The sequence below is a fragment of the Streptomyces sp. NBC_01264 genome, from assembly GCF_026340675.1.
Lineage (GTDB): Bacteria > Actinomycetota > Actinomycetes > Streptomycetales > Streptomycetaceae > Streptomyces.
In genome coordinates this window covers 4382282-4399690 of sequence record NZ_JAPEOX010000001.1, presented here as the reverse complement: position 1 = coordinate 4399690, position 17409 = coordinate 4382282, and the positions used below count along the sequence as shown (strand labels likewise).

Annotated in this window: 18 protein-coding genes; 7 read left to right on the top strand and 11 right to left on the bottom strand. The window is 71.7% G+C overall.

Going from position 1 to position 17409, the window contains the following annotated elements; all coding sequences use genetic code 11:
- The first annotated feature begins 108 nt into the window (after positions 1-108).
- From OG435_RS20315 to OG435_RS20305, 3 genes are read left to right on the top strand one after another with little or no spacing between them, the layout of a single operon-like run.
- Positions 109-315, top strand: a complete 207-nt coding sequence (locus OG435_RS20315; RefSeq protein WP_266878511.1) for a hypothetical protein — start codon at positions 109-111, stop codon at positions 313-315.
- A complete protein-coding gene (locus tag OG435_RS20310) occupies positions 299-796 on the top strand; it encodes a DUF6879 family protein (RefSeq protein ID WP_266878510.1) in 498 nt (165 codons plus the stop codon). Before OG435_RS20315 ends, OG435_RS20310 begins: the two co-directional genes overlap by 17 nt.
- Positions 793-1623: a helix-turn-helix domain-containing protein gene (locus OG435_RS20305; RefSeq protein WP_266878508.1), complete on the top strand. Its 831-nt coding sequence runs from the start codon at positions 793-795 to the stop codon at positions 1621-1623. The genes OG435_RS20310 and OG435_RS20305 overlap by 4 nt, the downstream gene beginning before the upstream one ends.
- 498 nt (positions 1624-2121) lie before the next feature.
- Here OG435_RS20305 and OG435_RS20300 read toward each other — a convergent pair whose 3' ends face one another.
- Entirely contained in the window at positions 2122-2508 is a 387-nt protein-coding gene (locus tag OG435_RS20300) for a DoxX family protein (RefSeq protein WP_266878506.1), read from the bottom strand.
- Between the two features lie 90 nt (positions 2509-2598).
- Positions 2599-3075 carry a carboxymuconolactone decarboxylase family protein gene (locus OG435_RS20295; RefSeq protein WP_266878504.1) on the bottom strand — a complete coding sequence of 159 codons (477 nt, stop codon included), beginning with the start codon at positions 3073-3075 and terminating at the stop codon, positions 2599-2601.
- A 201-nt stretch (positions 3076-3276) separates the two neighbouring features.
- On the opposite strand from OG435_RS20295, the gene OG435_RS20290 reads away from it, so the two are divergent.
- On the top strand, positions 3277-4194 hold the full coding sequence (locus tag OG435_RS20290) for an RNA polymerase sigma-70 factor (RefSeq protein WP_266878502.1): 918 nt from the start codon (positions 3277-3279) through the stop codon (positions 4192-4194).
- Between the two features lie 15 nt (positions 4195-4209).
- On the opposite strand, the gene OG435_RS20285 is transcribed toward OG435_RS20290, so the two are convergent.
- Positions 4210-4929, bottom strand: coding sequence for a class I SAM-dependent DNA methyltransferase (locus OG435_RS20285; protein ID WP_266878500.1), 720 nt, complete (start codon positions 4927-4929; stop codon positions 4210-4212).
- 145 nt (positions 4930-5074) lie between these two features.
- Here OG435_RS20285 and OG435_RS20280 point away from each other — a divergent pair, with 145 nt between their 5' ends.
- On the top strand, positions 5075-5854 hold the full coding sequence (locus tag OG435_RS20280; protein ID WP_266878499.1) for an IclR family transcriptional regulator: 780 nt from the start codon (positions 5075-5077) through the stop codon (positions 5852-5854).
- Positions 5855-6085: 231 nt separating this feature from the next.
- Here the strand turns inward: OG435_RS20280 and OG435_RS20275 are convergent, their stop codons facing one another.
- A complete protein-coding gene (locus tag OG435_RS20275) occupies positions 6086-6274 on the bottom strand; it encodes a hypothetical protein (protein WP_266878497.1) in 189 nt (62 codons plus the stop codon).
- Between the two features lie 177 nt (positions 6275-6451).
- Positions 6452-9577, bottom strand: a complete 3126-nt coding sequence (locus tag OG435_RS20270) for an AfsR/SARP family transcriptional regulator (RefSeq protein ID WP_266878496.1) — start codon at positions 9575-9577, stop codon at positions 6452-6454.
- Between the two features lie 219 nt (positions 9578-9796).
- Between OG435_RS20270 and OG435_RS20265 the strand changes: the two genes are divergently transcribed.
- Positions 9797-11017 (top strand): amidohydrolase family protein, encoded by a 1221-nt coding sequence (locus tag OG435_RS20265; protein WP_266878494.1) that lies wholly within the window; start codon positions 9797-9799, stop codon positions 11015-11017.
- 163 nt (positions 11018-11180) lie between these two features.
- Positions 11181-12047, top strand: a complete 867-nt coding sequence (locus tag OG435_RS20260; protein ID WP_266878492.1) for a trypsin-like serine peptidase — start codon at positions 11181-11183, stop codon at positions 12045-12047.
- Positions 12048-12073: 26 nt separating this feature from the next.
- On the opposite strand, the gene OG435_RS20255 is transcribed toward OG435_RS20260, so the two are convergent.
- The 6 genes from OG435_RS20255 to OG435_RS20230 form a co-directional block, all read right to left on the bottom strand.
- Positions 12074-12526: an NUDIX hydrolase gene (locus OG435_RS20255; protein WP_266878490.1), complete on the bottom strand. Its 453-nt coding sequence runs from the start codon at positions 12524-12526 to the stop codon at positions 12074-12076.
- Between the two features lie 72 nt (positions 12527-12598).
- Positions 12599-13399 carry a crotonase/enoyl-CoA hydratase family protein gene (locus OG435_RS20250; protein ID WP_266878489.1) on the bottom strand — a complete coding sequence of 267 codons (801 nt, stop codon included), beginning with the start codon at positions 13397-13399 and terminating at the stop codon, positions 12599-12601.
- 52 nt (positions 13400-13451) lie between these two features.
- On the bottom strand, positions 13452-13835 hold the full coding sequence (locus OG435_RS20245; RefSeq protein ID WP_266878488.1) for a cytochrome P450: 384 nt from the start codon (positions 13833-13835) through the stop codon (positions 13452-13454).
- A 58-nt stretch (positions 13836-13893) separates the two neighbouring features.
- On the bottom strand, positions 13894-14097 hold the full coding sequence (locus tag OG435_RS20240) for a hypothetical protein (protein ID WP_266878487.1): 204 nt from the start codon (positions 14095-14097) through the stop codon (positions 13894-13896).
- 126 nt (positions 14098-14223) lie between these two features.
- Complete coding sequence (locus OG435_RS20235; RefSeq protein ID WP_266878486.1) at positions 14224-15444, bottom strand: MFS transporter; 1221 nt, start codon at positions 15442-15444, stop codon at positions 14224-14226.
- A gap of 140 nt (positions 15445-15584) precedes the next feature.
- A complete protein-coding gene (locus OG435_RS20230; RefSeq protein ID WP_266878485.1) occupies positions 15585-17297 on the bottom strand; it encodes an FG-GAP repeat domain-containing protein in 1713 nt (570 codons plus the stop codon).
- Positions 17298-17409 lie beyond the last annotated feature (112 nt).

Here is a 17409-nt window from a genome sequence, read left to right as displayed (position 1 = left end):
TTTATGCCAAGACGCGCATAGTCGCGTTCGCGCATAGACGGCATAACCGGTTGATCCCTACGGTCTTGGCATCAGGCCCAGCAGGGGTTTGGGACCGAGGGGCTTCACATGGCACGTGAGGAACTGACCCGGCTCACAGGCAACGGAAACGGCGAGTGCGGGCAGGGCGACTGCCCGAACGTCTACCAGACCGCGTCCGGTTCGTTCATCGTCCAGGGCGACGTATCCGCAGCCTTCACCCCGCCGACCGGCGAGGGGCTCGTAGAGATCCCCGAGGCAGTGCTCAGGGAGGCCTTCCGTGCTCTTGGTTGGTGAGGACTGGGCATCGAAGTTCAAGACGTTCCAGGCGGAGGCCTGGCGGCTTGAGACACTGCCCCAGTACCTCGTACCTCAGGAAGCGGACGAGTTCGCAGCCTTCAAGGCGGGGGCCCGGTTCCCCGGACCGTACGAGGACTCGTGGACCGAGATGGTGCGCAGTCGGAGCGTAGGGCGTGTGCACATCGTCACTCGGCCGCTGAGCGACTACCTGCGGTTCGAATTCGAGCGCTACTACCAGCATCAGGCACCGGCAGGAGAAGAGATCCGCATCCTTGACGTGACCGACCGGGCGAACCCGCTCCCGGATGTCGAGGACTTCTGGATGTTCGACCGCTCCATCGTGGTGCTCATGCACTACGAACCGGACGGCAAACAGATCAGCCGAGAGCTGTACGAGGGGGATCCCGCGCCGTTCATCGAGTACCAGCGCGTTGCCGTGGAGGCTTCCGTGCCGTTCCTGGAGTACATCCGTACGTGAGCGTCGAACCAGAGGAGCTCGGCCAGTCCGGCGAAGAGCTGGCGGCCTTGCTGAAGGCCGTCCGGAAGCGGTCCGGGCTCTCAGGGGCTCGGGCCGCCGCCCGCTGCAACATGTCCCAGTCGAAGGTCAGCCGGATCGAGAACGGAAAGGTGCGCCCGTCCCTCGTGGACGTGGAGCAAATCCTGCGGGCCTGTGAGGCCGACCCCGCTCTGGTCTCACGGGTCATGAACCTGGCCCGTCTCGCTCATACGCAGTGGCAGGGTGCCCGGGGCATGCGGCGCAAGGGCCTGGAGAGGAAGCAACTCGAACTCGCCGGCCTCGAAGCTTCGTCAGCCGAGCTTAGGTTCTTCCTGCTGTCGATGATCACGGGCTTGCTCTCGACCCCTGAATACATCCGGGCCAGCCTCGCCCACATCCCCGGCGACCACGCCAGGACCATCGCCAGGAAGCTGGAACGGCAACAGGTCCTGTACGACCGTTCCAAGCGGTTCACGTTCATACTCACCGAGCAAGCTGTCCGGTGGCCCCTGGTCGGGCCCGACGCGCTCGCGGTACAGGTCGACCACCTGGCCTCGCTCACCCACCTGCCGAACGTGAGGCTGGGCGTCGTCCCCCTGACCGTGCCGACCGGTCCCGCACCGCTGAACACCTTCACCGTCTACGACGACCGCATCGCCACGGTCGAACTGTCCACCGGAGTCATGGTCTTCCGGGACCCCCGGGACGTGGCGAGCCACCGTGAGGAGTTCTCGCACCTAGAGGACCGGGCCCTCTTCGGTGACGACGCACGGGACTTCCTCGGGGCCTGCGCAGCCGCCCTCAGGTGATCTTTAGTCCATGACGCGCATGGATGTGGGGATCAGCTGTCCGTCGGTGAAGCCTGAACCCGAGACAGACGGCTACGGCTCAAGGGGTACGCGGTGGGATCCATCAAGCTTTGGCAGCAGGCCAGTCAGCGTGACCCGTTTCCTGCCGATCCGCCAAAGGCCGCACCGGGATGCCCCGAGTGCCTGAGCCTGGCGGTCCGGCGAGAGAACGCGGGCAGTGCCCTCGACTACAGCGGGGTGACGGATGCGAACATCCGGCTTCGCGCTCACAGGGCGGAGGTTCACTGATGCCGAGGAGCAGCTACCGGTTCGTAGAGCACACCATCCGGCATGTGCCCGCCGGCGGATCCGCGTGGGAAGTGTTCTGTGTGGCTTACGGATGCGGGGCCGATTCGTGCCCTCAGGACGAGCAGGAGACCGCGCAGGACTGGGCGCTGCAGCATTCAGGAAGGACGGGTCACCGGCTGTTCCGGCGTGTGGTCACGGACCATGCCGAGGTCAGCCCGTGAAGGATTCCGGGCCGAAGCGGCCCCAGGCCACGAAGGCGGCCAGGAGGACGTAGGCCAGGTCCACCGCCATGTACGTGGGCTCGTGGCGGCGGTAGCGGGTGAGGGTGGCGCCCAGCATGAGGAGGACCAGGCCGACCGCGGCCAGGGGGGCCAGGACCGGGGCGATGTCCAGGAGGGCCGGGAGGGTCAGGCCCAGTGCGGCCAGCATCTCCACGGCTCCGATCGCCTTCACCGCGCCGGGGCCGAAGTCCTCGACCCACCGCGCGCTGGCGCCGCTCGCGGCGATCTTCTCCTTCGGCGTGAACACCTTGAAGGCGCCGCCGAGCAGGTAGGCGACGGCGAGGAGTCCGGTGACGATCCACAGCGCGATGTTCATGGGAGCACTCGGTCCTTCGGGGAGGGGAGGGAGGGGAGGGGAAGGGAGGGGAGAGGAAGGGGGGAGGCGAGGAGCCGTGCTGTGTGTGGGTCAGTGCTGGAGCTGGCCCGGCTGGTAGTCGCCCGCCGGGGTCTGGACCATGACGTTGCCGCGGTTGAAGGCGTTGATGAGCGCGATCTGGGTGACCAGGGCGGCGAGTTGCTCGTCGTCGAAGTGCTTGGCGGCGTTCGCCCAGACCTCGTCGCTGACCCCGCCCGCCGCGTCCGCGATGCGGGTGGCCTCCTCGGTCAGGAGCAGGGCCGCGCGCTCGGCGTCGGTGTACACCGTGGCCTCGCGCCAGGCCGCGACCAGGTGGAGGCGTACCGCGGTCTCGCCGGCGGCCGCCGCGTCCTTGGTGTGCATGTCGATGCATCCGGCGCAGCCGTTGATCTGGCTGGCGCGCAGCATGACCAGTTCGCGGGTCGAGGCCGGCAGGGTCGACTCCCCGAGCGCCTTGCTCGCGGCGATGATGTGCTTCCACGCCTTGACGGCGACCGGGTCGGCGAAGAGGTTCAGGCGAGCGGTCATGGCGGATTCCTTTGCTGGGGTGGGTCGTTCGGCGGCTGTTCCTTGCTGTTCTCCCTCTAAGACAAGGCGCCCCCGCGCCCTGTGACACGTGGATGGTGTGACCCGGGTCACGAGGCTGTTCATGATCGTTGAGCCGGATCCCCCTTGGGTAACCTGCCGGACGTCGCACACAGTGCACACAGCGAATCGGGGGAGGATTTCGTGCAGGGATCAACGGACGTCGCGGACGCGGTGAGGTACCGGCCGCTGCTGTTCTCCATCGCCTACGGGATGACCGGGTCGGTGGGCGACGCGGAGGACATCGTCCAGGACGCGTTCCTCGGGCTCGCCAAGGCACACCGGGCCGGGACCGGGATCGCCGCCCCGAAGGCGTACCTGACCACCTCCGTCACGCGGCTGGGGATCAACCACCTGAGCTCGGCGCGGGTCCGGCGCGAGACGTACGTGGGGGAGTGGCTGCCCGAGCCCGTCGTCGTGTCCGACGAACGGCCGGGCCCGGCCGAGCACGCCGAGCTGGCCGACTCCCTGTCGATGGCGTTCCTCGTCCTCCTGGAGGCCCTGTCCCCGGTGGAGCGCGCGGTGTTCATGCTGCGCGAGGTGTTCGGGTACGCGTACCCGGAGGTGGCCCGGGCCACCGGCAAGTCCGAGGCGAACTGCCGCCAGATCTTCGCCAGGGCGAGGAAACGCATCGCCGCGGGCGGCCCGCCGACCCCGGCCCGGCGGGCGGAGGGCGAGGAGCTCGCCCGTACGTTCTTCGACGCCGCGGCGGGCGGTGAGCTGGACGCCCTGCTCGACATGCTCGCGCCCGACGTCGTCTACCACGGGGACGGCGGCGGCAAGGCCCGCGCGGTCGCGCGGTCGGTGACCGATCCGCGCCGCGTCGGACAGCTGCTCATCGGCGGACTGCGCCGCCTCCGCTCGCTCGGCGCCTCCCTGCGGCCGACGCTGGTCAACGGCCGGCCGGGCGCCCTGATCGTCGACGCCGAGGGGCGGGTCGCCAGCGTGGTCGAGCTCGACATCGCCGACGGCGTGGTCCGGGCGGTCCACACCGTGTCCAACCCCGACAAGCTCGGCCACCTCGGCCCGGTCTCCGACATCGGCCGCCTGCCGGAGAAGTAGGGGAGGGGGCGGGGCTCAGGCTCGGCGCGCCAGCACCAGTCGCCACCTCGGCGTGCCGTCCGGCCGGCGGCCGAAGTGGTCCAGGGGGAGCGTCTCGACCGTGAACCCGGCGGCGCGCAGGTCCGTACGGACGCCGCCCAGCGGGAAGGTGCGGTAGTACATGACGAACGGCGGGCGCCAGACGGCATTGCGCACGCGCATCACCGCGTCGAAGCCGGACAGGGCCCACCACGCCGGGCGGCTCGGCGCGATCGGGGCGCCGATCGGGAAGGCGAACACGCCGCCGGGGCGCAGCGCCGCGTGGACCCCGGAGAAGACCGCGGGGCGCTCGGCCGGGAGGAAATGGCCGAAGGCGCCGAAGCTGACGGCCAGGTCGTACGAGTCCCCGAGCGCGGCGGGCAGGTGCCGGGCATCGGCCCTCAGCAGGTCCGCCCCGGGGTGGGCGAGCCCGGCCTCGGCGAGCATGCCCGAGCTCAGGTCCACCCCGGTCACCCGGCCCCGGCACAGCCGGCGCAGCAGGCCGAGGCCCGCGCCCGTACCGCAGCACACGTCGAGTCCGGCGTCGAAGGGGCCCTCGTGGCGGGCGAGCGTCTCCTCGACCGCGTCGAGCATCCGGTCGGGGGTGCGGAAGGGGGTCCGGTCGAACTTCGGGGCCAGGAGGTCGTAGCCCCGCTCGACGGAGGACAGGGCCTGTACGGCCAGTTCGCGGAGGGTCGGGCCCTGGGAGGTGAACACACGGTCAGCCTAGTCAGCGAGGGAGCGGCCGCCCGGCATTTCAGGCCCTTCGGCCCCGGGTAAAAGGGGCATCCCGTGACGTAGGGTGAAACGAATGGTTTTGCCAACCCTTGGGGATTCCGTGGTCAGTGCCATACGAAGTGAGGTGCCGGGTCAGAGTGTGGGGGGCCAGGGCGTCGGCTACGGGAGCGGCCACGGGAGCAGCCAGGGGAACGGCAGTGCCCTGGAGAAGACCCTGCGGATCACCGAGGCGCTGACCGCCTTCGGCGGCCCGCACCGGCTCGCGGAGCTGTCCGCCGCCGCCGGGGTGCCCAAATCCAGCACCTACCGGATCCTGGTCTCCCTCGTCGAGCAGGGCTACGCCGTCACCGACGGCGAGGGCAGCTACGGAGTCGGCCTGCGGCTGCGCACCCTGGCCGCCGAGGTCTGCGCCGACCGGCCCGAGGGCATCGTCGAGCTGCTCGAGTTCCTCCAGAAGTGCACCGGGCAGGCCGTCCACCTGGCCCTGCGCAGCGGCAACGCCCTCACGTACATCCGCAAGATCGAGGGCTCCGGGTCCCACCGGACCTCCTCGCGCGTCGGCATGCGCATCCCCCTGCACGCCACCGCGATCGGCCGGGCCGTCCTCGCGCACCTGCCGCCGGAGGAGGCCGAGGGCGTCCTGCGGACCCGCGCAGATGAGGAGGGTCTCGCCGACGAACTGCGGACGGTCCGGGAACGCGGCTACGCCGTCGACGACGCGGAGTACGAGCGCTCGGCCCGCTGCCTGGGCGCGCCGGTCTTCGACCGTACGGGCATCCCGGTGGGCGCGGTCAGTCTGACCGCCGCCGCCTCGCTGCACACGCGGGCGGAGCTGGAGCGGTTCTCGCCGGCGCTGCTGGAAGCCGCCCGGGGCGACCAGCGGCTGCTCCAGCTCGGCGGCTGAGCCGCCCCGCCGTCTCCTCCCCGTCCCCCCCCCACCGGGCGCACGCACACGTGCGGCGGCCGCGGTGGTCCCCCTCCTGGCCACCGCGGCCGCCGTTCCCCCCGTGCACCCCGTTGGTCCCCCGTGACCCCCGGTCCCCCGTGGTACGTACTGCGGTACGGCCCGGATCCCCCGTTCCCCCGTGTTCCCCGGGCCGTACGCGTCTGTGAGTCCTGAGGCCTACGCCCCCACCTACAGGCCGCCGCCGGCCGCGTGGTTGTCCATCGTCACGATCTCCTCGCCGGCGGCGTGGTTGTCGAGCGGCTTGATCTCCACGCCGGCCGCGTCGTTGTCCAGCGGCTTGATGTCGACATCCGAAAGCTGGTTGTCGAGCGGAGCGGTGTCACCGTCGGGCGGCAGGATGTTCTCGTTCGTCGTCATCGGTTCTCCTGATGGGTGAGTGGGTCCCGTTCGGCGATTCCCCCGCGGACCGCCGAACGGGTCGTCCTCCGGTCGACCCGGGAGTGCCCCCCGACACGTCGAGTCGATGACCCCATTCTGTCGGGTGGTGATAAACGAACGATGAACGCCTCGTTCAACGCGGCTCGGGCGGCGAGCTCAGGCGGCGATCTCCGCCGCCAGCAGCGCCTGGACCTCGGCCAGTTCCGGCGACTTGAGCTGGGTGAACACCACCTCGGCGTCCCGCCAGCACACCCGCGCCCGGTCCCGCTGCCCCAGCTGGCGCAGCGCCCTGCCGAGCACGGTCAGCACCCTGGCCCGGTTCCACTCGCCGCCTATCCCCCGCAGGGCGATGGCCTGTTCGGCGTGCGAGGCGGCCAGCGTGGGCCTGCGCGCCGCCAGATGGACCTTGGCGAGCCGGAAGTGCGTCACGCCCTCCCACAGGGGCTGCCGGTTCTCGTGGAACAGCGCCAGCGCGTCGCTGAGCTGGGAGTGCGCCTCGGAGAGCCGGTCGGCCTGCGTGAGGGCGATGCCCAGCGCGTAGCGGCCGTTGGCCAGGCGCAGGGTGAGCCCCATCCGGTCGTAGATGGCGATGGCCTGCTGGGCGAGGTCGATCGCGCTGGAGAGCCGGCCCTGCTCCACGTGGATGCGGGAGAGGTTGCACAGGGCGCTCGCCGCGCCGACGTGGTTCGCGTCGGCCCGGAAGTTGGCGATGGCCTCCAGCAGGTACCGCTCGCCGTCGTCGTAGCGGCCCTCGTAGATCGCGATGATGCCCCGGTCGTTGGGCGCCCAGCAGCTGGGCAGCAGGTCCCCCGCGGTACGGGCCAGGGACATGGCCCGGCTGGCCTCGGCGTCGGCCTCGGCGAAGCGGCCCGCGACCAGGTGGGTGTTGGTGAGGGTGGTACGGGCGCGGCCCTCGGCGTACGGGTCCTTCGCGGCCTCGGCGGCGTCGCGCAGCGCGGTGGCGGCGGACTCGTACTGCTTGGAGTTGGCTCCCGATTCGGCGAGGTCCTTGGCCGCCCACAGCAGGTCCACGGCCCGCCGCAGCAGGTCCTGGCGCCCGGACGGGCACACGGCGGCCTGCCGTACGCACGCGAGCAGCGGGCCGGCCTCGGCGTACAGCCAGTCCTGCGCGGAGTGCGGCTCGGTGAAGCGCAGGCCGGGGTGGCGGGTGGCCGACAGGTGGGCCACGAGCCGGTCTCCGGGCCGCTCCAGGGCGTACACCCCGGCGGCGGTCGCCAGATAGAAGTCCAGCAGCCGGTCGAGGGCGCGGTCGCACCCGCTCGGCGGCTGCTCGTCGCGCTCGGCGCAGGCACGCGCGTAGAGGCGTACGAGGTCGTGGAAGCGGTAGCGGCCGGGCGCGGCCGATTCGAGGAGGGAGCAGTCCACCAGGGCTTCGAGCAGGTCCTCGGTGTCGTGCTCCGGCCGGTCCAGTACGGCGGCTGCCGCCGCGAGGGAGATGTCCGGCCCGTCCGGCAGCCCCAGGAGGCGGAACGCGCGCTGCTGCGCGGGCTCCAATTGCCCGTAGCCCAGCTCGAAGGTGGCCTTGACGGCGAGGTCGCCGGCCTGGAGCTCGTCCAGGCGGCGGCGCTCGTCGGCGAGCTTCGCGGCGAGCACGGAGACGGTCCAGGTGCGGCGGGCGGCGAGCCGGGAGGCGGCGATGCGGATGGCGAGCGGCAGGAACCCGCAGGCGCCCACCACGTCGAGGGCGGCCTGGCGCTCGGCGCCGACCCGCTCGGCCCCGACGATCCGGGTGAACAGCTGGAGCGCCTCCTCGGGGCTCATCACGTCGAGGTCGACGAGGTGCGCGCCGGCCAGGCCCGCCATCCGGACCCGGCTGGTGACGAGGGCGGCGCAGCCCGCGGTGCCCGGCAGCAGCGGGCGGACCTGGGCGGCGTCGCGGGCGTTGTCGAGGAGGACCAGGACGCGCCGGCCGTCGAGGGTGGAGCGGTAGAGCGCGGCCCGCTCGGCGGGGGAGTCGGGGATGGAGCTGTCGGGGGTCCCGAGGGCGCGCAGGAAGGAGCCGAGGACGGCTTCGGGCTCGGCGGGGCGGGCCTCGGTGCCCTGGAGGTCGACGTAGAGCTGCCCGTCGGGGAAGTGCGGGCGGGCGGCGTGCGCGACGTGCACGGCGAGGGTGGTCTTGCCGACGCCGCCGATGCCGGCGAGGGCGGAGACCGCCATCACCTGCCCCTCGGCGCCGGCGAGGATCTCGCCGAGGTCCCGGACGAAGCTGGAGCGGCCGGTGAAGTCGGAGACGGTGGCGGGCAATTGGGCGGGCCTCACGTGCACGGGGGCGGCCGCCGGGGCCGGGTCCTCGGCTCGGGCGAGTTCGGAGTCGGCGCGCAGGATGCGCTGTTGGAGCTCGGCGAGTTCGGGGCGCGGGTCGACTCCGAGTTCATCGGCGAGGAGCCGGCGGGTGTCGGCGTACACGGCGAGGGCCTCGGCTTGGCGGCCGCTGCGGTAGAGGGCGAGCATCAGCAGCTCGCGCAGCCGCTCCCGCAGCGGGTGGGCGGCGGTGAGCGCGGTCAGCTCGGAGACGGCCTCGGCGTGGTGGCCGAGCTCCAGGTCCAGGTCGAGGCGGGTCTCCAGCAGCTGGAGGCGCCACTCGGTGAGCCGGGTGCGCTGGGTGCCGGCGTGCGGTCCGGGTACGCCGGCCAGCGGTTCGCCGTCCCAGACGTCCAGGGCGCGGGCCAGCAGCGTACGGGCGAGGGCGCGGTCGCCCTGGCCGGCGGGGGCACCGGGGGCGGCCTTCTCGGCGGAGCCGTCCTTCGGCTTCCCGGCGCGCGCGGCCTCGGCGTCGGCGGCGAGGGCCCGGGCGATGCCGAGGTCGAGGGCCTCGGGGTGGGGCAGGCGGATCGCGTAGCCGCCGGACTCGCTGACGAGCAGCCCGGGTTCGAGGATCTTGCGCAGGCGGGAGGCGTACGTACGGATGGTCGCGAGGGCCTGCGGCGGCGGGTCCTCGCCCCAGATGGCGTCGATGAGCTCGGGCGCGGTCGCGGTGCGGCCCTCGCGCAGCAGGAGCACCGCGAGCAGGGCCCGCTGCTGCGGGGTCCCGGAGCTCAGCGGCTCGCCGCCGCGCCAGGCCCGGATGGGCCCGAGCACGGAGAACCGGTTGCCTCCGGGGGCGGTGGGGGCCGGGGCCGCGTCGACGGCTTCCGCGGCGGGTGCCGCTTCGACTCCGGGCCCGGCTCCGGTTCCGACTTCGGGTCCGGCGGCTGCGGCAATGGCGGTGTCACCGGACTCGGGGTGGTTCCGCTGGTGCGGGATGGCCGGTGTGCCGTCCATCTGGTCTCCCCCCTGCCTTCCATAGGTGTAAGGGCCAGTCTGCCCTGTGTTGCGCGTACACGTCAGTCCGTAACGGACCCAGTCCGTACGGATCCGGTGGCCGGTCCGTGCGGATCCGGTGCCTGGTCCGCACGGATCGGGTGCGTGGTCCGTGCGGATCCTGCAGCCGGGCGCGCCCAACTAGCTGACGGTTCGTCAGATTGACGCTACCGTGAGGACATGGAGACCTTCCCGAAGATCATCTCGGTGGACGACCACACGGTTGAGCCCCCCAACGTCTGGCGGGACCGGCTCCCGTCCAAGTACCACGACGTCGGCCCCCGCGTCGTCCGCGCCCCCCTGAAAGAAATGACCTTCCTGGGAGGCAAGTTCGCCCCCGTGATGGGGGCCAAGGGCGACGACGGACCGATAGGCGACTGGTGGGTGTACGAGGACCTGCACCGACCCCTCACCCGACTCGACACGGCCGTCGGCTACAGCCGCGACGAGATCAAGCTCGAAGTCATCACGTACGAGCAGATGCGCCCGGGCTCCTTCTCGGTTCCCGACCGGCTCGCCGACATGGACGTCAACCACGTCCAGTCCGCCCTCTGCTTCCCGACCTTCCCGCGCTTCTGCGGCCAGACCTTCACCGAGGCCAAGGACCGCCAGCTGGGCCTGCTCGGCGTGCGCGCGTACAACGACTGGATGGTGGAGGAGTGGTGCGGCCCGGAGGCGAACGGCCGCCTCATCCCGCTCACCCTCATCCCGCTGTGGGACGCCCGCCTGGCCGCCGCCGAGGTCCGCCGCAACGCCGCGCGCGGGGTCCGGGCGGTCGCCTTCTCGGAGATCCCGCCCCACCTCGGGCTCCCCTCCATCCACACGGACGAGTGGGACCCCTTCCTGGAGGCGTGCAACGAGACCGGCACGGTCATCGCCATGCACATCGGCTCCTCCTCGCGCATGCCCTCCACCTCGGCGGACGCCCCGCCGGCCGTGGGCTCCACCATCACCTTCGCCAACTGCTGCTTCTCGATGGTGGACTGGCTGATGAGCGGCAAGTTCGAACGCTTCCCGAACCTCAAGATCATGTACGCGGAGGGCCAGATCGGCTGGATCCCGTACATCCTGGAGCGCGCGAACGTGGTCTGGGAGGAGAACCGCGGCTGGGGCGGCGTCGCCGACAAGGTGCTGCGGCCGCCGTCGGAGCTCTTCGCGGAGCACGTCTTCGGCTGCTTCTTCGACGACGCCTTCGGCCTGAAGAACCTGGACTCCATCGGCGTCGCCAACGTCCTCTACGAGACCGACTACCCCCACTCCGACTCCACGTGGCCTAAATCCCGCGAGGTCGGCGAGTCCCAGATGGGGCACCTGGCCCCGGACGTGGTGGACCGGATCGTGCGCGGCAACGCGATCGATCTGCTGGGGCTGACCCCGGAAGGGCTGTGGCCGGGGGCGTAGCGGCGGCGGTGGCGGTGGCGTAGTGGGCGGCGGCCCCCGGGGAGGTCTCCCGGGGGCCGCCGCCGCATCTGCGCACTGACCTGACCCCCTGGGCCGCCTCGCCTTGCGGGGGTCACCGCGGGCAGGGCATGCTTCGCCGCAGCAAAGGGGAGGGGTGTCTCTGATGGACAAGCGGACCGTGGTGACCGCGGTGCTCTGCTCGGCGGTGGCGCTCGGAGCGTCCGCGGCCATGACGAAGGTGGTCCCTGCCGGTGACGGCAAGGCCCGCGGGCACGCGAAGGCGGCCCGCACGACGACGCCTTCGCGGCCGCCTTCGCAGCCGTCATCGCAGTCGCAAGCACCGGAACGGCGTCAACAGTCCGATGGCCGGAACCCCGGACCGTCGGCGTCACCCTCCGCGCCGGGCGGGGCCGTCGCCTTCGCGGGAGCGCTGTTCGCGGGCGATGCGACCGGCGACCACTACTGCACGGCGACCGTCGTCCACAGCCCCGGGCGGAACCTGATCGCCACCGCCGGCCACTGCCTGAGCGCCGGCCGGTCCGGCGAACGCGGAGCCTCCTTCGCACCCGCGTACGCGGACGGGCGGGCCCCGTACGGCACCTGGAGGATCGCGGAGGTCTTCGAGGACCCGCGCTGGTCGGACGGCACGGACGACGACTACGACCTGGCCTTCGCCCGCCTCGCCCCCGACGCCGAGGGCCGCGCCGTCGAGGACGTCACCGGAGCCGCCGTCCTGGACACCACGGGCCGCACGGACGAACAGGTCACGGTGACGGGCTACCCGTCGGGCCGCCAGGTCCCGCGCACCTGCGTGTCCCGCGCGGTACGGCTCAGCGCCACGGAACAGCGCTTCGACTGCGCGGACTTCCCCACCGGCACGAGCGGCAGCGCATGGATCGCGGCGGACGGAAAGATCATCGGAGTCCTGACCGGCGGAGACACGGACGACGTCTCGACGAGCACGATCCTGACCGACTACGCATCCGCCCTGTACGCCCGGGCAACGGGCCCGGCGGGCGGGGGCCGCTAGCCGGGGCCCTCCCCGGACCGGGGCGGTCAGGCGAGGAGCCCCAGGTGGACCGGCTCCGTGGGGGACTCGTCGAGGAGTTCGGCGAGGCGGGGTGGCCACAGGGGTTCGCCGAGGGTGGCGAGGCTGTGCGGGGACAGCCATCGCCAGTGGGCCTCGGGGTGTTCCGGTACCGGATCGCGGTGCGGGCCGGTGGTCACGTAGATGTGCTCGTGCTGGCGTACGGGGATGCCCTGGTGGGTGAAGTCGTGCTCCCAGGTGCAGAGCAGCCGCTCCGGTCGCAGGTCCGTCCAGCCCGTCTCCTCCCGCAACTCCCGCCGTACGCACTCCTCGGGCGTCTCCCCGGGATCGATGCCACCGCCGGGCGGCAGCCAGTGGATGCCGACTTCCACGTTGTTCTCGCGGAAGAGGAACACGGATCCGGCGGGGTTGAGCACGACAATTCTGGCGGCCTGCCGGGGAGTTCGAGGTGAAGGGTGCATCGGACCAGCGTACGACCGGGGGTGCGGGGGGAGGGAGAGGTCGGAGGGGAGCGGGGAGCGGGGAGCGGGGGATCAGGTGTGCCGGCCCGGCGGGGGGCCGTCCCAGGCCGGTGAGCGTTTCTGGGTGAAGGCCCGGGCTCCCTCCGTGGCGGCCGTGGTGGTGAACACGGGCGTGCTGAGGGGGTCCTGGACGCGGTACGCGGCGTGGTCGTCCAGGCCGCGGGTGTTCTGGACGATCTGCTTCGTGATGTGGACGGCGTGGGGCGAGTGCGCCTGGATGCGGGCGCTCAGGGCGAGGGCCGCCTCGAGGGCCTGGCCTTCGGGGGTGAGACGGTTGACCAGGCCGTAGCGGGCCGCGTCGGCGGCGGGCAGGGGGGCCGCGGTCAGGAGCATCTCCATGGCCACGTGGTACGGGAGCCGGCCGGGCAGACGGATCGCTCCGCCCTCGGCGGCGATCAGGCCGCGGGCCACCTCGGGCAGGGCGAAGAACGCGGTGTCGGCCGCGGTGATGAGGTCGCAGGCGAGGGCCAGCTCGAAGCCGCCCGCGACGGCCGCACCCTCGACGGCGGCGATGAGCGGCTTGCGCAGCCGGGCCCGGGTCAGCCCCGCCAGGCCGCGCCCGGCGACGACGGGGACGCCTTCGGTGGGAAAGGCCTTGAGGTCCATGCCGGAGCAGAAGTGGCCCTCCGCGCCGGTGAGGATGCCCACGGCCAGCGACGGATCGTCCTCCAGCCGGGTGAGGGCCGCGTCGAGCGCCTCGGCGAGGGGCCGGTCGACGGCGTTGCGGACGTGCGGCCTGTTGAGGGTGACGAGGAGGACGCCCGGGGTGGGTTCGGTCGTCAGCACTGCGGGGCCGGGGCCGGGGTCGGGCATGTGGGTGCTCCAGGCTGGGGGCTCGGGGGGCTCGGGTGGTTCTGCGGAGGGGTCAGTTCCGTACTACGGGCAGTGAGGCCAGTCCGCGCATGACGCGGGTCGGCCGCCAGGGGAGTTCCTCGGCGGGCTTGGCCAGTTCGACGCGCCCCAGGCGCTGGAGCAGGAGGGGGAGCGCGACGGCGCCCTCGAGGCGGGCCAGGGCGGCGCCGATGCAGAAGTGGGGGCCGTAGCCGAAGGCGAGGTGGTCGTTGGGCGTCCGCCCGAGATCGAGCCGGTCCGGATCGGGGAAGCGGTGGCCGTCCCGGTTCGCCGAGCCGATGAGCAGGCTGACGATGTCCCCCTCGCCGATCACCTGCCCGTGGAGGGTGATCGATTCTGCTGCGCAGCGGAAGGTGGCGTCCCGCACGGGGGAGTCGTAGCGCAGGAGCTCTTCCACGGCGGGTTCAGCCCGGCCGGCCCCGCGACGTAACCGGGCACCCGCCCCGGGTCCTTGCTCAGCCGCTCGTCGGTGAGCAGCACCCGCACGTCTCGTAGCGGGAGATCTGCCACACGGTGGGGCGCCCGTCCCGGCGCTCGGCACGGACGGGGCAATGGCGGCGCAGCCAGGCGAAGTAGGGGTACGGATCCCGCACCCGCGCGGCCAGGAGGCCGGGGGGCGGGGTGGGGAGGGAGGGGGCGGGCCGGGAGGAAGGGGGCACGGAAGCTCCGGGAACGGCAAGCAGTACGGTCGCCGGTTCAACGGGCCTATGGGGGAGGAGGATGCGGATGCGCGGGGGTGCGGCGGGCGCGTCCGGCCGCGCCCCCGCTCGTACGGTCGTGGGAACCTACGCCTTGGCCGCCTGGGCGCGGACGGCTCGGGCGCGCACCACGGCGGGCCGGGAGAAGACGCTGATGGCGACGGAGGCGGCGGCCACGAGGGTGATGGCCGTGCCGGCGGTGAAGTACTGGGCGATGCCGCCGGCGATCGCGGCTCCGATGCCTTGCCACGTCATCCGGCCGGCGGACTCGACTCCCTGGACCTGGCCGCGGACCGGATCGGGGGTCAGCTCCAGGAGCTGCTCCTGGAGCGGCAGGGTGGCGGCGAAGCCGACACTGGCGATGAACACCGCGGCGGTCGCCACCAGGACGGGCGGGTGGACGGCGAACAGCAGGTAGGGGACGGCGAGCAGCAGCCGCAGGGCGAAGGCGTAGCGGCTTCGCCGCTCGGCGGTGAACAGCCGACCGACCGCGAGGTCACCGAGGAGCATGCCTGCCGATCCGGCGGCGAGGAAGACGCCGGCGTGATGGGGGGCGTAGGAGATGAACAGGGCCTCGCAGCCGACGATCAGGCCATTGGGGATCCACAGGTTCAGCAGCAGCGCGCGTTGGCCGGAGTGGGTGAAGAGCTCGACGTTCGTGGTCCAGGTCTGGCGCAGTCCGGGGCGACGGGTCAGACGGACCGAGTGTTCCCGGACCGTCACCGCCACGATGATCAACCCGCCGCCGGTCAGGGCCGTCGCAACGGCGAAGACCTCCTGCGGGCTCAGGTACCGCAGCAGTACGGCGCCGATGGCGTAGCCGAGGATGGCCATGCCTCCCGAGGTGATGTTCATCAGCGAACGTGCCAGTGCGTAGGCGGAGGTGGGCACCACCTCGGTGAGCAGCCCCATCCGTGCGCCCGTTCCCAGGGACTGGAAGAACCCCAGGACGAGGAGCAGACCGAACCGGGCGGCGAGCGGCAGCCCCGGGACTGCCTGTGCGCCGACGCTGACGAGCAAGACGCACTGGAGCGTGACGAGGATCCGGCGAGGGCGGTTTCCGTCCGCGACCGACATCAGCGTCAGCGCACCGAGGACCGTCGCGAAGGTGGCGCCGTACATGCTCACGGCGGTCAGGAACGGGGACTTGGTCTGCTGGTTGACCAGCGTGCCGAGCGCGAAGCCCGACAAGGTGCTCGCGGCCACCGTCAGCGTGAAGCTGACGTACAGGCCGACGAACTCACGGTTGCGGAGCAGCTCACGGTAGGTGGTGGGAGGCGTGCCGGAGGCAGAAGTGTCGGAGGGCATAAAAAAAGCCTTCGCGCGCCACCCGTTGGGGGGCGTCGAAGGCCGACAGAAGGATTATAGCAAGTGCCCCGGTCTCACCACGGCACCGAGCCGGGGCGCTCCCTCGGGTGGAGGGGTGCCCCGGCTCGGGTTTCAGCGGGTCAGTACTGGTTCGGGTAGATCTGGTAGTTCGTGCCGATCTTGGTACGGCTGGTCAGCTTGCCCGTGCCGTAGGAGTCGTAGCGCCACAGGACGCCCGCGGAGTCGGTGGCGACGAGGTCGGCGCGGCCGTCTCCGGTGAGGTCACCGGTGACCACGAGCTGCTTGTAGCCCTCGTAGCCCCAACCGATGCGGACCCGCGGCTTGAAGGGGGCCGAGGGGACTCCGGTGCCGGCGTACAGGTAGAGGTTGCCGGAGCCGTCGCGGGCCAGCAGGTCCGCGCGGCCGTCGCCCGTGAGGTCGCCGGCGCCGGTCAGCTTGTTGTAGACGCCCCAGCCGCCGCCGATCTTGATCTTGTTCATGGTGCCGCCGACCCCGTTGCCCTGGAACAGGTACAGGTTGCCGGACTTGTCGCGGCCCAGGAGGTCGCCGGTGCCGTCGTTGCTGAGGTCGCCCGGGGCGGCCAGGGCGTTGTACGAGCCCCAGCCGAGGCCCTTGTAGTCACCGTTGATGTAGAGGGCGCCGTTGGAGCCCTGCTCCAGGATGGCGCTCGTGTTCTCGTTGGTGAAGGAGGAGCCCGAGGTGATGCTGGCGCCCTTCCAGCCGCCCGTGTCACTGGCCTTCAGGCGGCCGCTGAGGGTTCCGTTGTTCTTGGAGTAGTACCACCAGAGGGTGCCGGCGGAGTCGCGGGCGAACAGATCGTTGCGCCCGAAGTCGGGGTTGCCGCCCTGCTGGGTGAAGAGGGTGGCGACGTTCCAACCGGTGCTGCCCTTGATGCGCGGCTTGAAGCCGCCGTTGCCGTTGCCCTTGTAGATGTACGCCTGGCCGGAGACGGTACGGGCGACCATGTCGCCGTGGCCGTCGCCGTCGTAGTCGTCCAGGCCCACGATCTGGTTGTACGCGTTCCAGCCCGAGCCGATCGTGGCGCGGGGCTTGAACGGGGCGCTGGTGCTGCCGGTGCCCAGGTAGGCGAAGAGGACGCCGGAGAAGTCGCGGGCGACCAGGTCGGCGATGCCGTCGCTGTTGATGTCGTTGGTGCCGACCAGCTGGTCGTAGGCCTGCCAGCCCGCGCCGACCTTGATGCGCGCCTTGAGCGGGGAGTCCTGGTTTCCGCTGCCCGGGTAGAGGTAGAGCACGCCGTCCGGGGTGCGGGCCAGCAGGTCGATGTTGCCGTCGCGGTTGATGTCGCCGGGGGCGAAGACCTTGTTGTAGATGCCCCAGCCGCGGCCGGACCAGGACTTCTGCTCCGCTCCCTCACGGCCCCAGGAGATGAGCAAGGACAGCTCACCGTCGGCCGAAAGGCCCAGCATGTCGGTTTCGTTACCGGAGCCGATCCGGCCGAACGGGATGAGGTCCTTGTAGTCGAAGTAGGCGCTGGCCTGGCCCACCTTGTACTTGAAGGACTCGGCGGCGCCACCGGAGTTCACGAAGTACTCGTCGTTGATCGCCTGGTAGAGCGAGTCGGGGATGTTGTCGCCGTCCGCGTCGAAGCGCAGGGCGGCGAGACCGGCGGCGCGCAGGCCGGCGGAGGCCTTCTTGCCTTTCGCGGGCAGCGGGCCGATCGGAGCTTCCGCCTTCGGGGTCGGGCGGGCCACGGTGCCGTGGGAGGGGTCCCCGGTGGCCGAGGCGGTGCCGGCCAGGGTCACGCCGGTGGCGAGGACGATGGCCGTGCAGACCGCGAGACGGCCGGGGCGCATGTGGCGCGAGAAGTTCAAGGTCCCCCCTGGGACATAAGTACTGGTCGGGGGGCCGGCGCGCGCGATGGGCGCTCGGCAGACGGAGTGGACGCGATGGCGTGGCTGCGTCATCCCCCCGGATTCGTGGCTG